The 24487-nt window shown below is 70.3% G+C and carries 22 protein-coding genes and 1 CRISPR repeat array; of the genes, 13 read left to right on the forward strand and 9 right to left on the reverse strand.

Annotated features, from left to right (window positions below; translation table 11 throughout):
- Positions 1-37: 37 nt before the first annotated feature.
- Positions 38-466, forward strand: a complete 429-nt coding sequence (locus tag BDW27_RS01245) for a hypothetical protein (protein WP_017546386.1) — start codon at positions 38-40, stop codon at positions 464-466.
- Between the two features lie 95 nt (positions 467-561).
- Entirely contained in the window at positions 562-1059 is a 498-nt protein-coding gene (locus BDW27_RS01250) for a DUF3558 family protein (RefSeq protein WP_110047868.1), read from the forward strand.
- A 95-nt stretch (positions 1060-1154) separates the two neighbouring features.
- Positions 1155-1367: direct repeats of the CRISPR family, unit length 30 nt; unit sequence GTAAGCCCCGCGCACGCGGGGATGGACCGC.
- Positions 1368-1854: 487 nt separating this feature from the next.
- Here BDW27_RS01250 and BDW27_RS01255 read toward each other — a convergent pair.
- Positions 1855-2724 carry an alpha/beta hydrolase gene (locus BDW27_RS01255; protein ID WP_110047869.1) on the reverse strand — a complete coding sequence of 290 codons (870 nt, stop codon included), beginning with the start codon at positions 2722-2724 and terminating at the stop codon, positions 1855-1857.
- A 302-nt stretch (positions 2725-3026) separates the two neighbouring features.
- On the opposite strand from BDW27_RS01255, the gene BDW27_RS01260 reads away from it, so the two are divergent.
- Entirely contained in the window at positions 3027-3614 is a 588-nt protein-coding gene (locus tag BDW27_RS01260) for a TetR/AcrR family transcriptional regulator (protein WP_110047870.1), read from the forward strand.
- A 235-nt stretch (positions 3615-3849) separates the two neighbouring features.
- Here the strand turns inward: BDW27_RS01260 and BDW27_RS01265 are convergent, their stop codons facing one another.
- Positions 3850-4017, reverse strand: coding sequence for a DUF397 domain-containing protein (locus BDW27_RS01265; RefSeq protein ID WP_110047871.1), 168 nt, complete (start codon positions 4015-4017; stop codon positions 3850-3852).
- Entirely contained in the window at positions 4014-4967 is a 954-nt protein-coding gene (locus BDW27_RS01270; protein WP_110047872.1) for a Scr1 family TA system antitoxin-like transcriptional regulator, read from the reverse strand. The genes BDW27_RS01265 and BDW27_RS01270 overlap by 4 nt, the downstream gene beginning before the upstream one ends.
- A 75-nt stretch (positions 4968-5042) precedes the next feature.
- On the opposite strand from BDW27_RS01270, the gene BDW27_RS01275 reads away from it, so the two are divergent.
- From BDW27_RS01275 to BDW27_RS01295, 5 genes are all read left to right on the forward strand, one after another.
- On the forward strand, positions 5043-5510 hold the full coding sequence (locus tag BDW27_RS01275) for an ATP-binding protein (RefSeq protein ID WP_146223236.1): 468 nt from the start codon (positions 5043-5045) through the stop codon (positions 5508-5510).
- Between the two features lie 261 nt (positions 5511-5771).
- Positions 5772-6356 carry an ATP-binding protein gene (locus BDW27_RS01280; protein ID WP_110047874.1) on the forward strand — a complete coding sequence of 195 codons (585 nt, stop codon included), beginning with the start codon at positions 5772-5774 and terminating at the stop codon, positions 6354-6356.
- Positions 6356-6598 (forward strand): hypothetical protein, encoded by a 243-nt coding sequence (locus BDW27_RS01285; RefSeq protein ID WP_370446401.1) that lies wholly within the window; start codon positions 6356-6358, stop codon positions 6596-6598. The genes BDW27_RS01280 and BDW27_RS01285 overlap by 1 nt, the downstream gene beginning before the upstream one ends.
- Before the next feature lie 211 nt (positions 6599-6809).
- Positions 6810-7367, forward strand: coding sequence for an ATP-binding protein (locus BDW27_RS01290; protein WP_110047875.1), 558 nt, complete (start codon positions 6810-6812; stop codon positions 7365-7367).
- A 197-nt stretch (positions 7368-7564) separates the two neighbouring features.
- Positions 7565-7846, forward strand: coding sequence for a hypothetical protein (locus BDW27_RS01295; RefSeq protein ID WP_110047876.1), 282 nt, complete (start codon positions 7565-7567; stop codon positions 7844-7846).
- 128 nt (positions 7847-7974) lie between these two features.
- Here the strand turns inward: BDW27_RS01295 and BDW27_RS01300 are convergent, their stop codons facing one another.
- Positions 7975-8652 (reverse strand): hypothetical protein, encoded by a 678-nt coding sequence (locus BDW27_RS01300; protein WP_146223237.1) that lies wholly within the window; start codon positions 8650-8652, stop codon positions 7975-7977.
- A 748-nt stretch (positions 8653-9400) separates the two neighbouring features.
- Entirely contained in the window at positions 9401-11563 is a 2163-nt protein-coding gene (locus BDW27_RS01305) for a cytochrome c oxidase assembly protein (RefSeq protein ID WP_233515583.1), read from the reverse strand.
- A 372-nt stretch (positions 11564-11935) separates the two neighbouring features.
- On the opposite strand from BDW27_RS01305, the gene BDW27_RS01310 reads away from it, so the two are divergent.
- From BDW27_RS01310 to BDW27_RS01330, 5 genes are all read left to right on the forward strand, one after another.
- Positions 11936-13162 (forward strand): amidohydrolase family protein, encoded by a 1227-nt coding sequence (locus BDW27_RS01310; protein WP_110047879.1) that lies wholly within the window; start codon positions 11936-11938, stop codon positions 13160-13162.
- A gap of 137 nt (positions 13163-13299) precedes the next feature.
- Positions 13300-14418: an alanine dehydrogenase gene (ald, locus tag BDW27_RS01315; protein WP_110047880.1), complete on the forward strand. Its 1119-nt coding sequence runs from the start codon at positions 13300-13302 to the stop codon at positions 14416-14418.
- Positions 14419-14648: 230 nt separating this feature from the next.
- Positions 14649-15773, forward strand: a complete 1125-nt coding sequence (locus tag BDW27_RS01320) for an enolase C-terminal domain-like protein (protein WP_026129129.1) — start codon at positions 14649-14651, stop codon at positions 15771-15773.
- A gap of 75 nt (positions 15774-15848) precedes the next feature.
- Positions 15849-16304 carry a MaoC family dehydratase gene (locus tag BDW27_RS01325; RefSeq protein WP_026129128.1) on the forward strand — a complete coding sequence of 152 codons (456 nt, stop codon included), beginning with the start codon at positions 15849-15851 and terminating at the stop codon, positions 16302-16304.
- 28 nt (positions 16305-16332) lie between these two features.
- The gene (locus tag BDW27_RS01330; protein WP_110047881.1) at positions 16333-16776 is read left to right on the forward strand and encodes a VOC family protein; all 444 of its coding nucleotides are present in this window, start codon (positions 16333-16335) and stop codon (positions 16774-16776) included.
- A 23-nt stretch (positions 16777-16799) separates the two neighbouring features.
- On the opposite strand, the gene BDW27_RS01335 is transcribed toward BDW27_RS01330, so the two are convergent.
- From BDW27_RS01335 to BDW27_RS01350, 4 genes are all read right to left on the reverse strand, one after another.
- Complete coding sequence (locus BDW27_RS01335) at positions 16800-18542, reverse strand: glycosyltransferase family 2 protein (RefSeq protein WP_110047882.1); 1743 nt, start codon at positions 18540-18542, stop codon at positions 16800-16802.
- Positions 18539-20539 (reverse strand): glycosyltransferase family A protein, encoded by a 2001-nt coding sequence (locus BDW27_RS01340; protein ID WP_110047883.1) that lies wholly within the window; start codon positions 20537-20539, stop codon positions 18539-18541. Before BDW27_RS01340 ends, BDW27_RS01335 begins: the two co-directional genes overlap by 4 nt.
- A gap of 154 nt (positions 20540-20693) precedes the next feature.
- Positions 20694-22370 carry a glycosyltransferase family 2 protein gene (locus BDW27_RS01345; RefSeq protein WP_199560508.1) on the reverse strand — a complete coding sequence of 559 codons (1677 nt, stop codon included), beginning with the start codon at positions 22368-22370 and terminating at the stop codon, positions 20694-20696.
- Entirely contained in the window at positions 22367-24406 is a 2040-nt protein-coding gene (locus BDW27_RS01350; RefSeq protein ID WP_110047884.1) for a glycosyl transferase family 2, read from the reverse strand. The genes BDW27_RS01345 and BDW27_RS01350 overlap by 4 nt, the downstream gene beginning before the upstream one ends.
- Positions 24407-24487 lie beyond the last annotated feature (81 nt).

Below are 24487 nucleotides of genomic sequence, written 5' to 3' on the forward strand. Positions count from 1 at the left end.
CCACCCCGGGTTGGGGCCGCTGCCGGTCGGTGCGACAATGACCAGCGTGAATTCGCTGGTCAACATCGCCGTGTTCGGAATCGGGGGCGCCATCATGGTGGCGGCCCTGATCGGTCTTCTCCTCGTGGTCTCAGGGAGCGCGCGCGGGTCCTCGCCGCGGCTGCTCACCGCCTTCGGTGCCGCTTCGGTGCTGCTCCTGGTGATGCTTCCGTCGCTGGCCGCGTTCAACGTGATGTCCGGCGGCGGTGGTTTCTGGGTGGGTTTCGCCACCGCGAGCTTCGTGGCCGCCGTCATGTACGCGGTCAACGTCGCCCTCCTGCCCGTCCTGGCCCGTCGTCAGGCCATGGTCAGCGGGCGCGCCGGTCTGGGCGACCTGCGCCCTTCTGCGTCAGTCCTGCTCGGCGGGCTGGTGATCTGCCTGGGCGTGGGTCTGCTCGTCACGGGCGTGACCGCCTTCGTCGTCTGACCGTTTCCGGCCACCCTCCCCCATCCCACGACGCCGCTCTGTAGCTTCGTGCCGGGGCCCCACTGGGCTCCGGCACCCAGCGAACGGAGCGGCGTATGCGTGTACGGGCCGCCGTGGTGGTGGCGCTTCTGCTCAGTGGGTGCGCGGTGGATCTGGAGGAGCGCGACTCCATCAGGCAGTTCGAGGTGGCCGCGCTGGACCCCACCGACACGCACCCCTGTGATTTGCTCCCCGACGCCACCGCCGTCGAACTCGGCATCCTGGACGAGGAGGGCGAGGGCAGCCCCCAGTCCGACGCCAACTGCTTCTACACGAACCGAGTTGATGCCAGCGTGGACCTCCGCGTGGAGGTTCATGAGGAGAAGGACGCCGTCGAGTCCACAGTCTCCGCTGCTTTCTCTGGCGCCGACGACCAGGAGTTCGCCAGCGTGGAGGGGTATCCGGGCGTGACCACGGAGTTCCCGGACTCCTGCAACCTCACCGTGGCCGTTTCCGATGAGCACTCGTTCTACGTGCAGGTGAGTGCCGACGAGGCGTGCGAGGTGGCTGTCGAGGTGGCACGCACCGCGATCACCAACGCCCAGGACGCCTGATACCGGGCCTCGGGTTCTGTCATCCTGTGCCCGGGAGTGGATCAATTCAAAGGTCAAGCGGAGATAACGGCCCACGTTTCCGCAGGTCGTGAACTGTAAGCCCCGCGCACGCGGGGATGGACCGCCTTTCCGTCGATGAGGTAGCCCTGTGGTTCGGTAAGCCCCGCGCACGCGGGGATGGACCGCCTTGCTGGAACAGGCTGATTTGCTGGGTCGCGTAAGCCCCGCGCACGCGGGGATGGACCGGGCCGCCGGGTGAGCGTGGCGTGTCAGTGCGAGTAAGCCCCGCGCATGCGGGGATGGACCGCACCTCGTCGTGGGCGCCCCGACCTGCCAGTACGCTCCGCACACGACGAAGCTGTGCGGAGCGGCGACGTCCAGATCAAAGCAGATCGGTGGACTCTCCCGCGACTCGTGCTCGCACGATGTCCCTGTAGGGCAGTGTCACGACAGGAAAGGCCTCCAAGCCAAGGGCGGTTCCACCCCAGCGAGCGGTCGAGGCCTGGTGGCATCATCTCCGAGGACTTGACCTCCACGAACACCCCCGCACTCGCCACGGTGTCGTTGGCGACCGGGGTGTGGTCCCGGTCCGGGTGCCGCCGGACGGAGCGAGCCTTGTCGCCGTGGGCACCAGCCTCTTGATCTTTCACGGTCGCGGCTCTCCGCTCTCCTCCATGCGGCCACGCGAGGGGGGCGACTTTCCGGCCGAGATCGCCAGACTCCCACCTGACGTCCGTGCGGCGCGATGCCGTCGAGCCCTACCGCTCGCGTGGCCGTGCGGGTGCGACCCGGCCTTCAGCGCCCGTGGGAGGTCTTCAGGTAGCTGAGGAACGAAGGCTGCAACCCGGTGACGTGCGTCCCCTGCAACAGCGCCTTCGACAACTGCTCCGAACGTCCCTTGGCGTGCAGCCGTTCCAGCGTGGTGAGAACGTGACGGGCCATCCCGCGATAGAACGGAACCTCTCCCAGCAGTTCGGCTTCGTTCAGCGTGACGTGCAGCCGTGGAGCGGCTGCGTCCTCACCGAGTTCGGGCAGGGCGTCCACGAGGGTGAAGATCTGGCTGTCCGCGCTGGCCACACCCGGGCTGCCCGCACCGATGCTCGTGAAGAGCCCCGTGTCACGCAGCCATGCGTAGAGGGCGAAGAGACCTCCGTAGGAGTATCCGAAGAGGCCGTGCCCGGACTCGCTGACCCGCAGCTTCGACCGCAGGTGAGGGTGGAGTTCGTCGGTCAGGAAGTCGAGGAAGAGGTCGGCGCGGCATTCCGCGAGCTCGGCGAGGTAGGCGTCCACCTCCTCCTGGGTCATCGCACCCGTCTCGCGAGCTGACTCCAGAGTGGCCAGTATGGCGTCTCCGGCGGGTTCCCCGGGCGGCACGAGGTCGCGGTTGCGAATCTGCGCCCAGTTCGCGGCCTCCTCACCCGCGTACCCGATGCTGACCTGGATGTACGGGGCAATGGTCAGATATGGGTCCGACTGGGTGACGATGAGGGGCGCGGTCAGGCCGACGGTCCAGTTGCCGTCCAGCACGTAGATGAGCGGCAGCGGTTCCGTGGAGTCCGCGTAGCCGGGGGGTGTGGTCACCCAGACGGCGTAGCGGCGTCCTGACTTCGCGGTCACCTCCAGGTACTCCGTGTCCTGCAAGCAGCCGTGCAACAACTCGCTCATCGAGTCTCCCCCTTGATGATGCGGCCGCCCTTGTTGACGAGGGCGGCCAGGTCTGGATCAGCGAACACCCTGGGGCCGTGGAGGCGGGTCCTGTCGTCGGGCTGCCCTGTCGGCCCGCGTCCCGACGCGGATCCTGCCGTCCGTCTCGTCTGGACCGAGGGTCCCGGAGTCGACGCCGGTGAACGACACCCGTGTCGGTCTCCGGAGGCCCCGTCGCGGGCCCCGTACCGTCGAACTCAACAGTGGTGAATTGGATGTGCGATAACGTACTCAACAGTGGTGAAACTGTCAACGGAGGCAACGTGAGAGCGCCGGTCGGGGAAGGGAAGCAGCGTCTCCTGGACGCGCTGTTCGACGAGTTCGGCCAGAACGGCCCCAGCCCGAACCTGTCGATGCGGCAGGTGGCGGAGCGGCTCGGCGTGCACCACACGTTGCTGACGTATCACTTCGGGTCGCGGCCGGGACTGCTGCGTGCGGTGCTGTTGGAAGCGCGCCGCCGGGACAACCTCGTCATCGCCGCGACCGGCGACGAACTCGGGTTCGTGGCCCTGTGCCGAGCCGTGTGGAGCTTCTACTCGGACCCCGCACACGAGGACCGGACCCACGCCTTCTTCCACCTGGTCGGGCTCGCGGTCTACGATCGGGACGCGTTCCAGGAGCTCGTCGTCGACATCGACCACCTGGAGCGTCTTCTCGAAGCGGCGGCACTACGCGACGGAGCCACGGCGACCGACGCCAGGCAGCAGAGCATCATCGCGACCGCGTGTCTGCGAGGGCTCCTGCTGCAAAGGCTGTTGAGCCCGACCGCCGAGGTCGACGCCGCAGCCGAGCGCTTCATCATCTCACTGGCGGCGTTTGAGGGAGAAAGCCACGCGCCGTCGACTCAGTAAATCAGCATCGACTTCCCGGTCGCCTTGTCCACGATCTCACCTCTCGTGCATCCGAGAAGAGCAAGTTCGTCGGCCATTGAGCACCATGGCAGTGATGCAGTTGGTTCGATTGTTGCGCACGATACTTTCAGGCCCTTTGGTCCTGGAGTTGTGTTTCCTCTACGGGTAGCCTGAACAGGCACAACACGAACCGGACCCCGCCAATATCCCTGGCGGGGTCCGGTCACACCTGTAGCTATGAAATCGTAGCCTTTAGGAAGGCCGTCCACTCCGACGACTGAGCTTCCAGATGGCCGAACTCACGGTTCTGGGTATCGCGGACGTATGTGACCGGCCCTTCTGCCACCTCCACGCAGTTGCCGCCGCCACCGTCGCTATAGCTCGACTTGTGCCACTCGTTCATGCGGCCCGCCGCTCCTTAATCTGGCTGATCAGCTCAAGAGTCGCCCGCGTCGACAGTGCCTCGGCCTGCATCGCACTGAACAGGTCGAAGGCCTCCCGCACGGTCTTCTCAGTGTCTACGATCTCACCCCCCATGGCGTTCTCCAGGTAGAGGGCCTGCCTACGTGGGCCTAGGTCCACGACGCGGTAGGGGGCACACAATCCCGGAGCTCCGTCGAGGGGGATCGCTTGGAACCGGATCGTACCGGCTTTGACCAGCTCCTCAACCCACGACAACTGGGCCATCAGCACTGCCCGCGAACCGATCGGGCGGGTAAGAACGACTTCGTCTACTAGGAACCACATCCTGACGCCACGCTTCCGAAGTGCCTCCAAGCGAACCACTCTCGCGCACACGATCTCGTCGACTTCATCTTCGGTCGCTTCAGGCGTCCGTGCCTTGACCAGAGCACGAGCATAGTCGGCGGTCTGGATGACGCCAGGGAAAATGATGGACTGGTACTCGCGGAGCTGAGTGGCTTTCCGTTCGAGTGACAGCGCGTTCTTCAGCTGTTCTGGAATCGCCCCTTCAAGGTGGGTGTCCCTCCAGAAACTCAGAAGATCACCCTCAGTTGCGAACAGCACTTCCATTTTGTCCACATGATGGCGTTTTGCCACTCGTGTCGCGCGCTCAATCGATCCGACCATTGCTCCACTCACACCCAGACGGGCGCCCACCTCAGGGAGCGACAGTCCTCGATCAGTGCGGTGTTTTCGCACAGCCGCCCCAAAAGGAACCCACTTCCGGATCTGATCTTTCGGTCCGTCCTTCGGCATAGCAACAGTCAACAACAGATCGCAACTGTTCGCCACCCACAGAACCAGGAAAAAACAGTTGCTCAGTTTCCGTGGCGCCCTGACCAGCGCTTGTGTCAAGTTATGGCCACGTCCTTCAGTAGGCCAACCCCCCATTGAAAACCCGGTGGGCTAGGTCGAGAGCGACCATTCAGGATCGGGACCCACCCCGAAGCACCCGAGGTGAGACTTATGCAGGCTGACCAGAGCCCAAGGACATCAAGCACCCAAGCCGGGCGCTACCCCCGCGTGCTCCGGTTCTTCGAGCCCGCCCGCCACGGCATCCTGCTCGGGCCAGCCCGCGAATACCGGGCCCTGTCGTCCTGGTGCCGGAACATGCTGCCGGTACAGGGCACCCGGCTCGCCCGCATCGCGCGCATCCTCGTCACCAACGCGCACCAGCACTCCCGATCGGGTTTGCCTGGCGGCACCGTCCGCGTCGTCCTGGACCAGACCCGACTGCTCCTCCCCCACCTCTACGTCACTGACCAGGGGCCACGGAACCCGGACTCCCTCCAGTTCCCACAGCTGCACCCCGGCTCAAGCACGTCTGGCCTGGCAGTCCTCAACCGCCTCGCCCTGTCCTGGACCCCCTCCTGGACCTGGGACGGCAACCGCATCCAGCAGACCACCGTCGAGGCCGTCCTCGACCTCAACTGACTGACTGCGTCGGTCTCCGGACGCAAGCTCTCCGATCACAAGCTCACGTTGCCAACCCACAACACATCTGGACTCGACCATGACCACAGACCACCTGCCACCTCGACCTGACTGGTGCGCCCGAGTACCCACCAACCCCGACCATCACGGCTGTTCTCACCTGAGGGGGCCGGTGATCCCCTCCCCTCGACGACCGGTCGACGCCCTCCTGAAAGTGCTGTGCAACGCTCACACCGGACTGTTGAGTGCGGGGGTGACGTCGTGAGCGTGTTCTCTCCCGAACTGGCCCACCGCGAGACGACAGTCCCGCTGGCCAGCTTCATCAAGCCGTTTCACGCCCACTACTTCTCCCGCACCGTGGGCACCCCGTTCCGCAAGCGCAAGTACGCCTTCGCCGGACTCCCCGGCCTCATGCCCCTGGTCCGCGCGTTCCTGGACACCAGCGCCGCCGAACGCTCCCCCGACTACCGATACCTGTTCACCCTCCTCGGCTCGGAACTGGCCAACAACGCCCTCACCCACTCCCTGTCGAGTGAACACGGCGGCACCTACACGCTCACCGTCGACCGGGACGCGACCGGGATGACGCTGACCTGCCAGGACCAGGGCACCCGGCGCCCCATGAACCCCGGCCCGCTCACCGCCACCCACCTGGACACCCTCCGTCCCACCGCTGGCTCGGCGAACGGCCAGGGACTGGGCTTGGGGCTGGTCAGCACCCTCGCTGATCAATGGGGCGACAACGGCAACCCGAAGTTCCGACAGGTCTGGTTCCACCTCTCCTACGACCTCACCGACACCCCCTGGAACGACATCAACACCGACATGGACAAGGCGGATCGCTGATGCTGGACATCGACACCCGGGACCTGCTGGCCGTGGCCGAGGACGCCCTGACGGCCCCCACCCATCTGCCCCCGGCCCTGCTCGCTGAGTGGCACTCCCACACCCTCAACAACCGTCTCCCCCTCATCCGGGAGCGCTGCGGATCGCCCGCGAGGAGGGAGACGCGGAACGAGCGACGCGGTTGGTCGACCAGGCCGTCCACGACTACCCGACCTCCACCGGTCACCCGGTGCCGGGAGTGACCCCGCACATGTGACAAGCGCGGGCCGAAGACCCTGAAGGGTGCGGCTCCCAAGGAGACCCACGTGACCCCGCTACCTCGGTTCTCGCGAGCGGGCCCCTGAACCCCCAGCCGCTGGCTGAAGCACTCCATGAAAAAGCTCTGGCGGGTGCGACAACACCCCCAGAGCAGGCCGACAACAACGATCACTTCAGAGAAAGCAGATTGCCGACATGGCCATTGTGCCGCACCCGCATGCCCCGGACCACACGATCACGCCGCCCGGCTCCGAGCCCCGCTGGCAAAGCCGCGTGTACCCCGGCCAGCTCTCCCACACCCGCCAGGTCCGTGCCGACCTGGACACTGACCTGAACCGCCTGCTCACCCTGCCGGTCGAGGCGAGGGAGAACATGGTGTTGTGCGTGAGCGAGATGTTCGCCAACGCCTGCGACCACTCCCGTTCCGGACAGGAGCCTGAGGGGAGGGTGGTCCGCACCCTGGACACGCCCCGCCCGGGGGCCGTTCGGATCTCGGTCATCGACGACGGCACCCGCACCGACGCTGTCTCGAACTCCTCCCCGACGGTCCCGCGCAGGCGGACGCGGAAGGAGTGGGATCAGGCCGAACGTGGTCGGGGCCTGCTGCTACTCGGCCACCTCGTCAACCGGTGGGGGTTCCGTCCGGTGCTGGACTTCCCGTTCTGCGCTGGGCTCGGCACCGTCTTCTGGGCCGAGTTCACCCTCCCCGTGCTGAACTGCGGCGGGGCCTCCGCTGGTGGGGGTGCCCTGTGACCGGTCACGAACTCGACCCCGGTGTGCGGTCGGTCCTGACCGCGCCCCGAGGCCACCGCTTCCCCCGCACCGTCGATCGTCCTCTGCGGGTCGTCCCGAATCCACCGGAGTCACTGGAGCCGCCAGAGTCACCTGGGCCCCCGAAGCCAGCCCAGATCGAGGCTCCGCAGGACCGATACGCACGTCTGCTGCGCCAGATGCACGGTAACCCCCGGGTGGCGTACATGCTCGAACACGGCCCCCTCCCGCACTGGATGCTCGTGGCCCGCCAACAGCGTGAACAGAGGGAGCGGGAGGCCCGACGAGCGTCCATCGCGCGAGCCGAACCGCAACCCGCCCTTCCGAGGGGCCGTCACAGGGCACCCCGCCGCTGGTGGGGATGCCCCGCCACCGCCATCAGCTCCACTCTCTTCCTGGGACTGATCACCCTGGAAACCGTGGGTCGGAACCTGACCCACGACATCGGCATTCTGGCCTGACCCGGTGAGGAGACGGGGCCGGGCGACGAAGCCGTCGCCCGGTCCCTCCCAGCGTGCGCGGAGAGCAACAAGCGGCCGGGTCCAGGAGGAGGGGCGGAAGGACTCCAGGTCAGCCAGCTGGCGGATGATCAGTCCCCGCCGCCACCCCCGTCGCCCCCATCACCGCTGTAGCCCGCGCCGCCGCTGCGGTCGATGCCGTGTTTGCGCTTGTACTCACGCCACTGCCGCTGCTGCCGGTTCCACACCTGTTTACTCATCCCCTTGGGACGCTTAGGAGTGTCCGGGTCCTCCCAGCTCATGAGAACCCCGAACCCGACGCCCACGATGATCGCCACGATTATGGCCCCCAGGATCAGCAAACCCTCGAGAATCGCGCCGACCGTGTCGACCACGCCATCGACCGTCTCCTGAGCGTCTGGATGAGTGACGGCTCCGACCAAGGCCAGGAACACGGATGCGATGGCGGTCCACTTGGCGCCCGTCAGGAGCTCACGGATACGACTCCAGTGGCGAGCCTGGTCCAAGTAGCCGGTCCACCAGACACACGCGGCGCAGACGATGGCCTCCACAGTCAGTAGCGCCAAGAGGACCTTTTCGCCGGTGCTCTCTGGCTCCGCTAGCGCGAACACGAGCAGGGCCATGGACGCGCTGCCTCCGGCGGCGACCGCCGCCACATGCGCGAGTACGTCGTTGCGATCCTTCAGGCGTTCCTCCTCGGAGGAACTGATCATCTTGTTGTAGAAGTCGACCAGGATCCACAGCGGCCAGGCGCACGCGAGGGCACATCCGGCCACGATCAGCAGCATCAACGGCATGAGGACCTCTGCGGTGTGAAGGTGGTCTGCTCCCTACCCGCTCTGCCTCAGCCGAAGGACGACAGCAGTGGCCGGATCAGGACACCGGTCGGCCTGACCACCGGTCCATCCCCGAAGGCGCGGTGCGCAGATCCCTCATCGCCAAGGGGTTTGTCTGAACCTCATCACGCGCTGTAGTGACCCGCACGGCGCAAATCCGCTCAGACACAGCGGGGTACAAACGTGCACCTGTGTGCTTGGTTCAGTGGTGCGGGTTGGCCGTAGAGCGGCGGTCGGCGCCCGGACGGCGGGGGTTTTTACCAGTCCGGGGGACACGCATCTCTAGAACACGTCAGTAGTCCTGGGGGGTGGCCCGTGTCCGTACTTGGCCCTGAACTACCAGTCGCGCCACTCAACAGCACGACCGCCAAGTGCGGTGCGGGCACAGCACCATGCGCCGTCCCCGCCCTGAATAAACCGAGAACCCCAAGGGGTACGGTTGAACCCGCACGAGACTACCTTTAGCTAATGGGAAAACCGGGTTGGCCGTAGAAAGGCTGCGGGACAGCAACCCAAGCCGTAGAACCCTCGCGGGACAGCAACCACAACCGCAGAACCCACAGCGAACAGCAACCCCAACCCGTAGAGCAGCCAACGGCGCCCAACCCCATCCTGAGCACCAGTGGTGCCACGGGCAGCAAAGAGGGGCGCACCCTCTCGGGCACGCCCCCTTCCACCTACTTACTCCACCTGCGGCTGATCAGTCCTTGGCGGTGCTTTCCGGCGCCTCACCAGCTGCCTCACCAGCGGAGGCGTCCTTACCGCCACCGCCAGCCGAACCCCCGCCCGCGGCCGCTCGCGAACGGCGGTCCAGCTCGGCCAGGTAGGCGTTGTAGTCGTCCATGTCGGCGTCGTCGGAACCACCGCGGCGGCTGTGCCGCTCACGGCGGCGCTCCTGGCGCTCGTCGTCACGCGACCACTGCACCACCAGCGCCAGCATCACCATGACCGTGGGGATCTCGCCCAGCGCCCAGGCGATGCCTCCGCCCGCGTACTGGTCGGCGGCCTGGTCGGTCATCCACGGGATGTCGAACTGCCCGTAGTACTGCATGGCCATCGGGGTGGCCTGCTCCATGATCGCGATGCCGAAGAAGGCGTGGAAGCCCATCGCCACGAGGAGGAGGAGGATGCGCAGCAGGAACGGGACCTTCCTGGGCGCCGGGTCGACACCGACGATCACCCAGTAGAAGAGGAAGCCCGAGACCAGGAAGTGCACGCCCATGAACAGGTGACCGAGGTGGTCGTTCATCAGGGTCGGGAACAGCGGGGTGAAGTACAGCGCGTACGGGCTGAACACGAAGATCGGCCCAGCGACGGCCGGGTGTGTCACGATCTGGGAGAAGCGGCTGTTCAGGAACGCGTTGAGCCACTCGCGCGGTCCCCGGTCGCCTCGGGTCTCGGCGGGCCGGAGCGCCCTCAGCGCCAGGGTGACCGGGGCGCCCAGGACCAGGAGGATCGGGGTGACCATGGCCAGCACCATGTGCTGGATCATGTGCATCGAGAACATGATCATCGCGTAGGTCGCGAACCCGCTGAGCTGTACCGCGACGATGGTCAGCAGCCCCAAGAGGAAGGCGGCGGTGCGGCCGACGGGCCACTTGTCACCGCGCTTGACCAGGCGTCGCACGCCTCCGAGGTACAGGAACGCGGCGACCGCGACGAACATGATGAAGAACAGGTCCGGTCGCCACAGGGTGAGGACGTTCTCCAGGCTCATCGCGGGCGGGATGGCGAAGCCCAGGATCGCGGCGGCCGGGTCGAGGGTGCCCTCGGTCGGCGGTGTCGGCGGCGCGGTCCGGCCCAGGCCGACGGACACACCCATGACGGCGGCCATGATCAGGACCTCCGCCCCGGCCAGGCGCAGGAAGCTCCGGCGGCGGAAGGAGTAGCCCACCTTCCCTCCGGGCGCGGCGTCGATCCGCGTCAGCACCCGGGTGCGGTGGGCGTAGCCGAGGAAGCCCAGGACCACGAACAGGGCGATCTTGACGAGGATGATCCGGCCGTACTCCGTGACGAACAGGTCGTCGAGGGAGTACAGCCGGGCCATGGCGCTCGCGGCGCCGCTGATCGCCACGCCCACGTAGGCCCACAGGGCCATCCGGCTGAACCGGTGGGCGGCGACGGCCGGCTCCTGCCCGTCCTTGCGCATGGCGTGGTAGGTGACCACGACCAGCCCACCCACCCAGGCGCAGATCGAGATCAGGTGCAGCGCCAGCCCGGTGACGGCGAGCTCGTGCGCCCCGGAGGAGGCGGCGTGACCGGTGAGCGCGGGCGGGGTGACCGCGACCAGGGACGCGACCAGCAGCCACAGGCCACCGGTGGCGGTGGTGATGGTGCGGCCGAACAGGGCGATGCCGGTGGTGATGAGAATGACGAACATCAGGGCGACGCCCGAGCCGATCGAACCGGCGAAGGCGGTGACCTCGTCGACGGTCACCTGGCCCGCGCGCCGACCGAGGAACTCGGCGGTCTGGAAGTACAGGGTGCCCACGGCCCCGAGGACCCACGCCAGCGCGGTCCAGGTGCCCGCGCGCACGTAGCCGACGGCCTGCGGGGAGAGCTGGCCTCTGTCAGAGCCGAGGAGGACGACCGCCATGAGCATGAGGCCGATGGTCAGGACGGCAGCGGTGTCCATGACCGTCTTGGCGATGGGCATGCCCCAGCGGACGAACTCACCGGAGTCGAACCGCTCCATGCCGGGGATGATCTGCGCGAAGACCGCGCCGCCCAGGATGAGGGTGGCGCCCAGGGCCACCGTGCACACGAGCACGGCGATCAGGGCGTAGACGGGGGCGTTCTCGGTGCCGGGTGCCTGGTCCTGGAGTTCCTTGGGGGATGTGTCGTTCTGGGCGGGAGGAGCCACGCGCCACTCCGTCGTCGAGTCGGTCAACTTGCAGGTCAGCGCCCCGGGCGCGAGGGCCTCCGCACTGCCGTCCGTCGGACTCCGGCGGGGACCTGGCGCGGAGGGACACCTCGACCAAGGTTAGTCCGTTTACTACACAGTGTCGGACTTGGGTCCGCTCGCCCACCCCCCTTGTGCCGGAAATCCCTTTCGCGGCCAATGGGACGCGGACCAGAAGTGACGTTTCCCCCTTCAGCGGAGAGCCTTCGCGATACGCTCGTTCTCTCTACGGGAGGTCGCGGACCACCCCCTCGTGCCCGTCACCCCTCGCCGCCGTGCCCCTCCACGGCCACCCGGTTCCACGAACGCAGAAGAGCACGAAGGGGGAGGGCGATGCCCGAGTTCGACAGTGTCATCCGTTCCACGCGGACGGTGGTCCCAGAAGGGATCAGGTCGGCCAGTGTGGGGGTGCGGGACGGCCGAATCGAGGCGGTCCGCCCCTACTCCGCCAGGATGTCCGCGCACGAGGTGGTCGACCTCGGCGACACCGCCCTGCTACCCGGCGCGATCGACCTCGGCACCGGCGTGCACGCCCCAGGGGAGGATCTGCCCGCCTCCTACCAGCGCGTGAGCACGTCCGCCCTACGTGGCGGTGTCACCTGCGTCGTGGTCTCCCCCGCCCCGGGCCGACCCGCGATCACCTGTGCCGACTCCCTCCAGGTGCACCAGCGGGCGGCGGCGGGGACGGAGGTGTCGGTGCTCTTCCTGGGCGGGGTCACGCAGGGGACCAGCCCACTGGACCTGGCCGACCTCCACGCCGGTGGGGTGGTGGCCTTCCAGGGGTCGCTGTCGGACGGGGGCGCCCCGGACATGGCGGCCCTGGGCGACGGGCGGTTGCGCAAGGCCATGGCGGAGATCGCCGCCCTGAACAGCCTGTTGTTGATGCACGCCGAGGACGCCCGCGAACTGGGCACCCCACCGGTGTCGGCGGAGCAGCGACCGCCCCGGGCCGAGCGGCGGGGCCTGGAGCGGGTGATCGCGGCGGCGCGCGTGGTGGGGGCGCGCACCCACGTGGCTCCCTTCACCGCCGCCGAGTGCGCCGCCCTGCTGGCCGCCGCCGGTGCGGTGGGGGTCGGGTTGACCGCGCACACCTGCCCGCACTACCTGTGCCTGCCCTCGGAGTTCCCCGGCCCGGGTTCTCCGGCGCACGCCTGCCGTCCCCCGCTGCGGTCCGACGCCAACCGCAAGGCGTTGTGGAGCTCCCTGCTGGAGCCGGACTCCCCGATCCTGACCGTCGGTTCGGGCCACCTGCCCGCCATCGGCCTGTACACCCTGGAGTGGAGCCTGCCCGCGTTGTGGACGGCGGCGCGCAGACGCGGTCGTTCCCTGTCCGACCTGGCCCGGTGGACCGCCCGGGCCCCCGCGGAGCTGCTGGGGCTGGGGGGTCGGGGCCGCGTCCAGGAGGGGTACGACGCCGACCTGGTGGCCTTCGAGGACCAGACGACCCTCGCGGTGCCGGATTCGGACCCGAGCCCGTACGCGGGGATGCGCCTCACCGGAAGGGTGCGCGGGACCTGGGTGGCGGGGCGCCCGACCCTCTCTGACGCACATCAGCCCTAGACCCGTGTCACACCACACACATCCGGCTTACAGCCTGTCAACATGGCTACGGATGGCTATGCACATTGGCGATAGCGTGGACGCGCCTTCGCAGGTCACAGTGGGAGGTATCAATGGCGATACCAGTTGGAGGAATCGTGCGCATCGGCGTGCCCCGCGAGATCAAGAACCACGAGTACCGTGTGGCGATCACCCCTGCGGGTGTCCACGAGCTGACCCGCCGGGGTCATGAGGTCTTCGTCGAACACGACGCCGGGGCCGGTTCCTCCATCACGAACGAGGAGTACCTCGCGGCGGGGGCCAGTATCCTGCCCACCGCCGACGAGGTCTGGGCCGCGGGCGACCTGATCCTCAAGGTCAAGGAGCCCGTCCCGGCCGAGTACCACCGCATGCGCGCGGGGCAGACCCTGTTCACGTACCTGCACCTTGCCGCCTCCCGCGAGTGCACTGACGCTCTGCTGGATCGCGGGGTCACCGGTATCGCCTACGAGACCGTGCAGCTGCCCGACGGTTCGCTCCCGCTGCTCGCCCCGATGTCGGAGGTGGCCGGGCGGCTCGCCACGCAGGTGGGTTCGGTGACGCTCCAGCGCCCCAACGGCGGCCGGGGTGTCCTGATGGGCGGGGTTCCGGGGGTGCGCCCGGCCAACGTCACCGTGATCGGCGCCGGGGTGTCCGGGCTCAACGCCACCCAGATCGCGGTCGGCATGGGCGCGAACGTGACCGTGCTGGACCTGAACGTCCACAAGCTGAGGCACATGGACGCGCTGTACCGGGGCCAGGTCAAGACGGTGGTCTCCAACGCCTTCGAGCTGGAGCTGTCCGTCCTGGAGTCCGACATGGTCATCGGCGCGGTCCTGGTGCCGGGCGCCAAGGCCCCCAGGCTCATCTCCAACGAGCTGGTCTCGCGGATGCGTCCGGGTGCGGTGCTGGTCGACATCGCCATCGACCAGGGCGGTTGCTTCGAGGACTCGCGGCCGACCACGCACGACGACCCGACCTTCGCCGTGCACGACACCGTGTTCTACTGCGTGGCCAACATGCCGGGCGCCGTGCCGAACACCTCCACCCACGCCCTGACCAAGGACACCCTGAAGTACACGGTGGCCCTGGCGGAGAAGGGCTGGAAGCAGGCGCTGCGGGAGGACGCCTCGCTGGCCGAGGGCCTCAACACGTTCGAGGGTGACCTGGTCTACGCTCCGGTCGCCGAGGCGCACGGGATGAAGTACCGCGAACTCGACGAGGTGCTCGCCTCCTAGTCGCGCGAGCGGTTGGCGGGAGGGGGGCGTCCGTACGGGCGGCCCCCTCCTCAGTGTGAGTGGACGAACCCCCACGCACCCCGACCAAACCCGCCCGACCTGGGGTCAGCCGCGGAATCCGTGCCTCGGGACGGGGTGGTCGGGCCGGACGGGCGGGGGTACCGTCGAGGGGTGGCCCCTCCGATGGCGGGGCCCGTGACCGGGGCCCGAACACATGAGGTGGGACTGTAGTGACACACACCGGAGCGGTAACGGTGACCCGGATCGTCGAGCTCGAACTCGTGCGGCTGCGGCCGTCACTGGCCGGGCGCGGCTCCGACGGGTCCGTTCCCGTGCTGGTCCGGGTGTCCGACGGACAGGTGAGCGGCTGGGGCGAGGTGTCCCGGGCCACCGCCGACCAGTGGGAGGCGCTCGTCCGCGACTTCGCGCCCGCCCTCCTGGACCACACCTGGCGCCGCCCCACCGAGGTGGCCGACGCCTTCGCGGACCTGCCCTGGGACCCCGCGCTGAGCGGTGCCCTGGACACCGCGTGCTGGGACCTGTGGAGCCGCCAGCGATCCACACCGCTGGCGCACGCGCTGGGCGGTGAGCGCACCGCGCTCACCGCGGGGGTGACCCTGCCCCGGCAGGCGACCCTGGAGTCGGTGGTCACGGAGGTGAACCGGAGGGTCGGCGCGGGATTCCGGCGGATCCGACTGGAGGTCGAACCGGGCTGGGACACCGACGTGATCCGGGCCGTGCAGTCGAGTTTCCCGTTCCTCGTCCTCCAGGTGGACGCGGGCGGACGCTACACGGAGTCCACCGCGGACCTGGACGCGCTGCGGTCGTTGGACGCGCTCGGGCTGTTGGCGATCGAGGACCCGTTCGCCGCCGGTGACCTGGGCGCGCACGCGCGCCTGTCGGCCGAGCTGCGCACCCCCGTGGCCCTGTACCGGTCGCTGTCGTCGGTGGACGATCTGCGCGAGGCGGTGCTGGCCGAGGCGGGGCGCGCGGTGAACGTGGACCCGGCACGGCTGGGCGGGTTGACCGAGGCCCGGCGCGCGGTGGACCGGGCGGTGGACGCGGGCTGGGGCGTGTGGTGCGGTTCCTCGGCGGTGACCGGGGTGGGCCGCGCGGCGACGGTCGCGCTGGCCTCGCTGTCCGGCGCGACCCTGCCGGTGGAGATGCCGAGTTCCAGTAGTCGTGGCCGTGACCTGGTGATTCCCCCGGTGCGCGCGCACGACGGCGTGGTGCCGGTCCCGCTCGCCGAGAGCGGTCTGGGGCACGACGTGGACCGGGTGGCCCTGTCCGGGTACACCGCGAGGACCCTGGTCCTGGACGCGCGCTCGAACCGGGCGTCGGACAACACCCCATAACCGAACAGCGTTAGGTATCCTGTCGCTCACCGCGTCCGGCCCCGACACCGGACCCCCGACGCACGTGGAGGCGTGGTGCGCGTATTCGCCGACGTCCAGGAGGTCGTCGCGGCCCAGGGAGAGCACCTGGGCCGGACCGACTGGCTGACCATCACCCAGGACCGCATCGACCTGTTCGCCGACGCGACCGACGACCACCAGTGGATCCACCAGGACGCCGAGCGCGCCGCTGAGGGTCCCTTCGGCGCCACCATCGCGCACGGCTACCTGTCGCTGTCGCTGTTGGCGCACTTCTCCCAGAGCGTCTTCTCCCTCACCGTGAAGCCGCGGATGTCCATCAACTACGGCCTCAACAAGGTGCGCTTCCTCCAGCCGGTCACCGTGGGGTCGCGGGTGCGCGACGCCGTGCTGCTCGGCGAGGTGAAGCCGACCCCCAGGGGCTACCTGGTCTCCACCGAGCACACCGTGGAGATCGAGGGTCAGGAGCGCCCCGCCCTGGTCGCCGAGGCGCTCGGCCTGTGGGTTCCGTAGGTAGGGCCCCGCGACGTACCCTCGCGGTATGGACGAACTCCCGCCGCGTCTGACCGTGGTCACTCTCGGAGCCCGCGACCTGCCGGAGCTGCGCCGGTTCTACCTGGCCCTCGGCTGGGAGGAGGTGCCGTCCGGTTCGGACGGGTGGACGGGGTTCCTGGTGGGGGGTGTCCTGCTGTCCCTGTTCCCCGTGGCGGAACTGGCCGCCGAGGCGTCCGACGGCGTGCTGCCCGCCGCGACTGGCTGGTCGGGGTTCACCCTGGCCTGCAACGTGGACGAGCGCGCACAGGTCGACGGGGCGTTCGCGTCCGCCGTCCGGGCGGGTGCCGAGGTCGTGGCCGAACCGACGGACCGCCCCTGGGGAGGGCGGTCCGCCTACGTCGCGGACCCGGAGGGCAACCGCTGGGAGATCGCGTGGGCCCCGGGCGCTCGGTTCGACGACCGGGGAGCGCTCACCTCCTTCGGCGGCTGACCCCGTCGGCGTTCCCGGACGCCCTAGCGCACCATGCGGCGCAGGGCCCGGCGGACCAGGCCCGGGGTGAACCAGCGCAGCTTGCGTTCGGCCCGCTCGGCCCTGCGGCGCATGCGGTCCGCCCGGGCCCGGACCTGTTCCAGTTCCCCCTGGAGCAGGGCCACGTCCTGTGGGTCGGCCTCCTCCTGCCGCGCGGCAGCCGGGGACTCCAGGCGGGCCTCCTCGTCGTCCGTCGCGAGGACCAGGTCCGTCGCGGGCATCCAGTGGATGCCGTGGACCTCCTCCACCAGCCGGTCCAGGTCCCGGCCGGTCACCTCGGGGTCGAGGTGGCGGGCGCGGGCGAAGGCGGCGGTCCGCTCCAGGCGCAGCATCCCCTCCTCCGCCGTGAGGGCGCCCGGCATGGGCGCGCAGAGCAGCCCCACCGCCTGGGTGTCACAGGCGTGGACCATCTCCGCCAGGGCCCTGGGGTACGGTTCGGCGCCGGCCTCCAGGTACAGGCGGTAGGGCACGCGGGGATCCGTGCTCGGTTCGCTCTCGACGAACCGCACGCGCGGGTCGCCCCGGAAGGTCTCGTGGGCCAGCCTCAGGTCGAGGACGTCCTCCTCCAGCGGGGAGCGGCGCTCCTCGTCCAGTGCGCCCCACGGGCCCACCATCCACAGGCGCAGGTCCGGGGTCGTCCCGGAGAGCAGGGCCGAGGCGGTGGCGTCGATCTCCTCCAGGGTGTGGTCCGCGGCGTCCAGCACGACGTCGACCAGCGGCACCTCCCACTGGCGCTCGGGCTGCTTGCGCCGCAGGTGGAAGTCGGGCACCCGGTTGGCCACGTAGGGCTTCCGGTAGCGGGTCCCGGCGTCCCTCTTCTCCTGCATCTGCGAGCGCCCCAGGTGCCAGCTGCTGGTCTCCAGGTCCGGAACGAAGAAGGCTCCCCGTTGGGCCACCCGGTGGCCGAACTCGCTGTCCCCGCCCAGGATCATGGCCGGATCCAGGCCGCCCGCCGCGTCGAACAGGCTCCGGTGCAGCGATCCGGTCGCCCCGACGAACACCTTGAAGGCCTCGTGGTGGGCCGAGCGCAGTCGGTCGTGCCGGTCGATGAACCGCTCCACCCAGTGCGGGTCGGCGCCCTCCAGGTCGAAGAGCGCCTCGGCGCGTCCGGCGGCCACCTCGTCCCGGACGTGCTCCGGGGTCATCGCGGACGGGTCGAAGTCCACGAACATCTTGTGGCCCATGACCACGGCGTAGTCCACCACGTGGTGCCAGCGCATCTGGGACTCCACGTGCTCGCGGTAGACGAGCATGTCCGCGTCCAGGCGCAGGACCACCTGCCCGGACGAGTCCGCGACCCCGGTGTTGACTGCGTGCGCCGAACCCCAGCCGCCGGGGTCGGAGGTGATGAGGCGCGTGTGCTCCGGGCGCACCTCGGGCAGTGCGAGCGGCACGGGCGAACCGTCGTCCACCACGACCACCTCCATGAGGTGCGCCGGGTAGCTCTGCGCCGCCAGCGAGGCCAGCACCATCGCCAGTTTCTCCGGCTGACCGTGCGCCGGGATCACCACGCTCACCAACAGCGTCGGCGTCCACTCCCCCAGCGGGGGCGGGTCCAGTCGCGCGTAGTCGTTGCGGAACACCAGGGGCTGTCGCGGGGACGCCGCGAGCCGCCCGGTGTCCTCCCCTCCCAGGGGCTGCCCCTGTTCCGGGACCACCCCGACCCGTACCCGGGTGTCGGCCCGCTCCCCCGACTGGCGTTCCGAGACGTTGTCCGCACTGGTCACGACTGTCCTCCCGTGTACTCGGTGGTCCGGAGCAGTGTCCTCGCCGGGCCCGGGTCCGGCTGGCCCAGCGGGGCGGGCGCGCCCTCCAACAGGGCGCTCGGCCGCCACCCGGACCACTGCCGGGTGCTCCTGCGAAGGAAGTAGCCCATGTCGGCGCCCCAGGTGTGCCCCTGCCCGGCGCGGCGCAGCAGGTAGCCGAGGCCGTGGGTGCGATAGATCCGCCCGCTGCTGCGGCGCACCGCCAGGAGCAGCTGGCTGTCGATCGCCCTGGGCAGGGGACGGAACCCGCCGACGTCGCGCAGGACGGAGCGGTCGATGACGATCGTGCTGCCCACCACGTCCGGCGACGGCTTCTCGGTCTGGTAGCTCCGCCACACGGTGAGGTCGAGTTCCTCCAGGTACACGAGGTCCTGGGTGACACCGACCAGGTCGGCGCAGGCGTAGGTGCGCGCCATCAGCATGTCGGCGAGGTGTTCGGGTCCGTACCAGTCGTCGTCGTCCCACTTGGCGATCACGCTGCCGGACGTGCGGTCCACCGCGTCGTTGAGGACCGCGCCGAACACCTGGTCCGCCGGGGCCTCGTGCACGGTGATCGGTCTGCCGGTGGCCGCGAAGTCCGCCACGGCCGCACGGACCTCGGGCAGCTCGGCGGAGAACCCGTGCAGGGCCAGGACCAGCTCGAACCGCACCCCGCGCTGCCGGGCCACCTGGGCGAGGGCGAACCCCACCAGCTCGGGCCGCCGCGTGCACAGCATCACCGACACCAGGGGTTCGGGCGGAATCGGTACCCCGGCCCGGGTTGCCAGGGCGCGCCAACGGGCCAGCTGGCCGTGGGTACGCAGGGCGGCGCGCCGCAGCCGGACGCTGTGCTCCTCCCGGCTGAGGGGGTCGGCCAGCGCCGTCGCGTCCAGGCTGGTGAGTACGGTGGTGAGCTCCGGCCCGAGCCCGGCCGCCCACTCGGGAGCGGGTCCGCTGACCACGGGGACCCCTCCGGCGGCCAGGGCGACGACCGCCCGGACGACGGCGACCGGGTTCGTGTGCCCGGACCAGTCCACACGCACGCCGCGCAGGTAGCGGGCGCGGCCGATGTCGAGGTCGGTGAGCGTGCCGTCCTCGGGGACGGTGCTCAGTACCCGCTCGCCCTCGCGGAGGACGCAGCGCCCGCCGCGGGCCGACAGGTCGCCCATGGGGCCGCCCGCCTTCTTGGTGAAGCCGACGGGGTTCACGCACTGCTCGTCGACGGGGGCCAGCGCGGTGACGGGGTCGGGTTCGCCGACCCGGGCCCCGGAGCTGGGCAGGTCGAGGTGCGGGACGACGGAGTCCTCCCACGGCGGAAGTTCTCCGTCAGCGGCACGGACCACGATGTCGGCCACGGGTGAGACCCGGCGCAGCGGTACCGGACCGGTCGCGCTGACCCCGGTGGCGGCGACGTCGCCCGGCCGCCACCGCGCCCCGCCCGTCCCGTGGACCCCCGCCAGGGGCGTGGCCCGTTGGCCGCGTCGCCCGCCCGTGGTTCCGTGCAGGACGCAGTCGAGTGCCTGGCCGGTCTCGACGGAGTTGGGAAAGTACAGTTCGCAGACCCAGCCGCGCTTGCCCAGGCGGCGGACGCGCATCTCCAGGAGGTCGTTCCACTCGTCGATGCCCGGCGGACTCGGGACGAGGGGACCGCGGTGCCCCGGCGTGTCGGCGACCACCACGACCAGGTGGACGGTGGGGGGCAGGGCGTTGACGGTGACGAGGCTGCGGCGCAGGTCGGTGAGGCTGGCTGCGACCACCGCGACGAGCCCGACCGCCTCGGGCTGGCCGTCCCCGCCCACCCCGGCGACCTCGATCGTTTCCCCGAGGGGGTGCGTGTCGAGGTCGACCGTCAGGTCGTCGGAGCGCAACCGCAGGCCGGAGAGCGCCTCCAGGGTCGACGCGCGGTCCCCGGTGTGGCAGAGGACCGCCGCTTCGTCGCCGCGAGTGCGCAACGCCTGGCGTAGGACTGAGCTGATCATCGGCGACCCCGGGGTTCGGAGTGGGTGGAGGTGCGAACCGGTCCTGTCCGGTCACACCGCCCACCCTAGCCACTCAGGTTACACACGGTGACTTACCGTCACGGCGTGTCTGTACGCGGACAGAACCCCCCGGGCCGCGACCCGCCCGCCTCCGCTAGCGGGCCAGCTTGCGCAGTACCCTCCGGGTCAGTCCGGGGGTGAACCAGCGCAGCTTGCGTTCGGCCCGCTCCGCTCTGGCCCGGAGTCGGTCGGCTTCTGCCAGGGCACGGTCCAGCCGTCTCTGGATGACCTCCGGTCTCTCCTTGGGAGCGTCCTCGGCCTCGGTGCCGACCACGAAGCCCTCCCCCGGAATCCAGTGCGTCCCGTGGGTCCGCTCCACCACCCGGTCCAGGTCCGTTCCGGTCGCCTCCGGTTCCAGGTGCAGGGCACGGGCGTAGGCGGAGGCGCGTTCGAGGCGCAGGATCCCGTCGCCCCGGGTGGCTCCGGGCAGGGGCGCGCAGAGCAGTCCGGCGCCCTCCCGGTCGATCTCCTTGACGAGGTCGCGCAGGGCGTCGGCGGCCGGGACGGCCCCGGCCCCCACGATCAGGCGGAAGGTGGCGCACGGATCGCGGTCGGGGGCGGTCTCCACGAACCGCACTCGGGGGTCGCCCCGGAAGGTCTCCTGGACCAGGCGCGTGTCCAGGGCCTCCTCGTCGAGGGGGGAGCGCCGCCCGTCGTCCAGCGAGTCCCAGGGCCCCACCATCCACAGGCGCAGGTCCGGAGTGGTCCCGGACAGCAGGGCCGACGCGGTGGCGTCGACCTCCTCCAGGGTGTGGCCCGTGGCGTCCAGCACGACGTCGACCAGCGGCACCTCCCACTGGCGTTCGGGGAGCTTGCGCCGCAGGTGGAAGTCGGGCACCCGGTTGGCCACGTACGGCATCCGGTAGCGGGTGCCCGCGTCGCGCCGGGTCTGCATCTGGGAGCGGCCCAGGTGCCAGCTGCTGGTGTCCAGGTCCGGGACGAAGACCGCGCCGCGCTGGGCCACCCGGTACGCGAACTCGGTGTCGCCGCCCAGGATGAGGGCGGCGTCCAGTCCCCCCGCCGCGTCGAACAGGGTCCGGTGCAGCGATCCGGTGGCGCCGATGAACACCTTGTAGGACAGGCGTCCGGCGGTGCGCAGCCGGTCGTTCCTGTTGATCAGCCGTTCCACCCAGTGCGGGTCGGCGGTCTCCGAGTCGAAGAGGGCCTCGGCGCGTCCGGCGGCCACCTCGGCGCGCACGTGCTCCGGGGTCATCGCGGCCGGGTCGAAGTCCACGAACAACTTGTGGCCGAGGGCGACCCCGTAGTCGATCTGGTGGTGCCAGCGCATCTGGGACTCCACGTGCTCGCGGTAGACGAGCATGTCGGCGTCCAGGCGCAGGACGACCTGTCCGGAGGAGGCGGCGACCCCGGTGTTGACGGCGTGCGCCGAACCCCAGCCGCCGGGCGCCGAGGTGATCAGGCGGGTGTTCTCCGGGCGTACCCGCGGCAGGGTGAGGGGGTCGGGTGACCCGTCGTCCACCACGACGACCTCCATGAGGTGGTCCGGGTAGCTCTGGGCCGCCAGCGAGGCCAGTACCAGCGCGAGCTTCTCCGGCTGGCCGTGCGCCGGGATCACCACGCTCACCGACAGTGTGGGCGTCCACTCCCCCAGCGGGGGCGGGGTCAGCGGGGCGTAGTCGTTGCGGCGCAGCCGGGGCTGGTCGCCGAAATCCGCCGCGCCTCGCGGGAGCGGCTGTCCGGGGACGGTCTCCGGGCCCGTGGCGGGGACCGGATCCACGGCCGGGACGGTGTGTTCTTCGGTACTGGTCAAGGGTGTCCCCCCGTGTGCTGTGTGGTCACGGCCGGGCTCGCGGCTGCGGCACCGCTCCCCAGCGGAGCGGGCTCGCCCTCAAGGAGGGAGCTGGGACGCCAGCCGGACCACTGTCGGGCGTAGTTGTGCAGGAAGTAGGCCATGTCCTCGGACCAGGTGTGTCCGCCGCCGGTGCGGCGCAGCACGTAGCCCAGCCCGTGGGTGCGGTGGACGCGGCCACCGCCCCGGGTGACGGCGATGAGCAGTTGGGTGTCGATGGCGCGGGGCAGCGGGCGGAACCCGCCGGTCTCCTCCAGCACCACGCGGTCGGTGAGGATGGTGCCCCCGGCGATGAACCGGGTGGCGGTCTCGGACTCCCGGCTGCGCCAGACCATGAGGTCGATCTCCTGGAGGAAGACGAAGTCCTGGCCGGTGCCGACCAGCTCGGCCCCGGAGTAGGTACGGGCCAGGACCAGGTCGGCGAGGTGTTCGGGGCCGTACCAGTCGTCGTCGTCCCACTTGGCGATGAGGTCGCCGGAGGCCCGGGCGACGGAGTCGTTGAGCACGGCGCCGAAGACCCGGTCGGCGGGTGCCTCGTGAACGACCAGGGGCAGGCCGGTGGACCGGTGGGCGTCGATCGCCGAGCGCACCTCGGGCAGCGACGCCGGGAATCCGTGCAGGGTGAGCACGGTCTCCGCCTCCACCCCGCGCTGCCGGGCGATCTGGGCGAGGGCGAACCCCACCATGTCGGGGCGGCGGGTGCACAGGATGACGGAGATCCGGGGGGCCGGGGGCACGGGCACCCCGGCCTCGGCCGCCAGCGCGCGCCAACGCGAGCGCTGGCCGTGGGTGTACAGGGCCGCGCGGCGCAGGCGCACGCTGTGCTCCTCGCGGGCCAGCCGGTCGGACAGGTCGGCGTCGGTCGCGGAGTCGAGCAGCGCGGTGAGCGGGGCGCCCAGTCCCGCGGCCCAGGTGGGGACCGGTCCGCTGACCAGCGGGACACCACCCGCGGCGAGGGAGGCCACGGCGCGCACGGCGGCGTGGGGGCCGCGGTGGCCGGACCAGTCCACCCGTACGCCGCGCAGGTGGCGCAGGCGGGACAGGTCCACGTCCGTGACCGTCCCGTCCGGGGCGACCGCGACCAGCTCCTTGCGGCCGTCGGCGATGACGGCGCGGTCGCCGCGCAGGGTGAGGTCGGCCAGGGGCCCCTTCTCGGCCTTGTTGAAGCCGGTGGGGTTGACGGTGGTCTCGTCGATGGGCGCGATCCGCTGGACGGGGTCCGCGTCGGGGCGGTCGGTGGTCAGGAGCGCGGAGCGGGACGCCTGCTCGTAGCCGTCCGGGCCGGTCAGTGCCTCCCAGGAGTCGGTGCCGGTGGTGGTCCGGTCCAGGGCGGGCACGGTCTCGTCGGTCCACACGGGCGGGGGCGTGGCGCCGTGCACGCGCAGGGCGAGGTCGCCCACCGGGGTGACCCGGCGCAGCGGGACCGGCCCCTCCTGCGCCACGCCGTGGGCGCCCGTGTCACCGGGCCGCCACAGGGCCGCCTCGGCGCCGTTCAGGGCGACCAGGGGTGTGACGGCCGGGCCCCGGCGTCGGCCCCGGGTTCCGTGGAGGACCGCGTCCAGGACCGGGGCGGACTCGGTGGCGTTGGGGAAGAACAGCTCGCACACCCAACCCCGGCTGCCCACACGGCGCACCCGCAGCTCCTGGAGGTCGCGCCACTGGCCCATGCCGGGTCCCGCCGGGACCGGGGGCTCCTGGTGGCCGGGGGTGGCGACGAGGGCCACCACCACGTGCACGGCGCGGGGCAGGTGGACGGCGGCGGTGAGGACCCGGTTGAGGTCGGTGGTGGTGGCCGCGACCACAGCCACCAGCCCCGCCACCCGGTCGTCGTCGAGGACGGGTTCGCCGAGGGGCCGGGCGTCCAGGTCCAGGATCACGTCGGCCGGTGCGGTGGGCAGTCCGGCCAGTTCGGCCCGGGTGTCGGCGCCGGTGTGGCAGAGCACTGCCGGTTCCCTGCCGCGAGCGCGCAGGGCGTTCCGAAGGACGGTGGTGATCATCGGGTGGCCTTCGAGGTCGGGCGGCGGCTGGGGGCGGGCTGCCGTGCGGTGTCGGGAACGGGAGCGGCGTCGGGGTGGGGG

The sequence above is a fragment of the Nocardiopsis sp. L17-MgMaSL7 genome, assembly GCF_003182025.1.
Classification (GTDB): Bacteria; Actinomycetota; Actinomycetes; order Streptosporangiales; family Streptosporangiaceae; genus Nocardiopsis; species Nocardiopsis prasina.

Coding starts and splice junctions, on each gene's coding strand:
- BDW27_RS01245 (WP_017546386.1), top strand. CDS start 38: ATGACCAGCGTGAATTCGCTGGTCAACATCGCCGTGTTCGGAATCGGG.
- BDW27_RS01250 (WP_110047868.1), top strand. CDS start 562: ATGCGTGTACGGGCCGCCGTGGTGGTGGCGCTTCTGCTCAGTGGGTGC.
- BDW27_RS01255 (WP_110047869.1), bottom strand. CDS start 2,724: ATGAGCGAGTTGTTGCACGGCTGCTTGCAGGACACGGAGTACCTGGAG.
- BDW27_RS01265 (WP_110047871.1), bottom strand. CDS start 4,017: ATGAACGAGTGGCACAAGTCGAGCTATAGCGACGGTGGCGGCGGCAAC.
- BDW27_RS01270 (WP_110047872.1), bottom strand. CDS start 4,967: ATGGGGGGTTGGCCTACTGAAGGACGTGGCCATAACTTGACACAAGCG.
- BDW27_RS01275 (WP_146223236.1), top strand. CDS start 5,043: ATGCAGGCTGACCAGAGCCCAAGGACATCAAGCACCCAAGCCGGGCGC.
- BDW27_RS01285 (WP_370446401.1), top strand. CDS start 6,356: ATGCTGGACATCGACACCCGGGACCTGCTGGCCGTGGCCGAGGACGCC.
- BDW27_RS01290 (WP_110047875.1), top strand. CDS start 6,810: ATGGCCATTGTGCCGCACCCGCATGCCCCGGACCACACGATCACGCCG.
- BDW27_RS01295 (WP_110047876.1), top strand. CDS start 7,565: ATGCACGGTAACCCCCGGGTGGCGTACATGCTCGAACACGGCCCCCTC.
- BDW27_RS01300 (WP_146223237.1), bottom strand. CDS start 8,652: ATGCTGCTGATCGTGGCCGGATGTGCCCTCGCGTGCGCCTGGCCGCTG.
- BDW27_RS01310 (WP_110047879.1), top strand. CDS start 11,936: ATGCCCGAGTTCGACAGTGTCATCCGTTCCACGCGGACGGTGGTCCCA.
- BDW27_RS01330 (WP_110047881.1), top strand. CDS start 16,333: ATGGACGAACTCCCGCCGCGTCTGACCGTGGTCACTCTCGGAGCCCGC.
- BDW27_RS01340 (WP_110047883.1), bottom strand. CDS start 20,539: ATGATCAGCTCAGTCCTACGCCAGGCGTTGCGCACTCGCGGCGACGAA.
- BDW27_RS01350 (WP_110047884.1), bottom strand. CDS start 24,406: ATGATCACCACCGTCCTTCGGAACGCCCTGCGCGCTCGCGGCAGGGAA.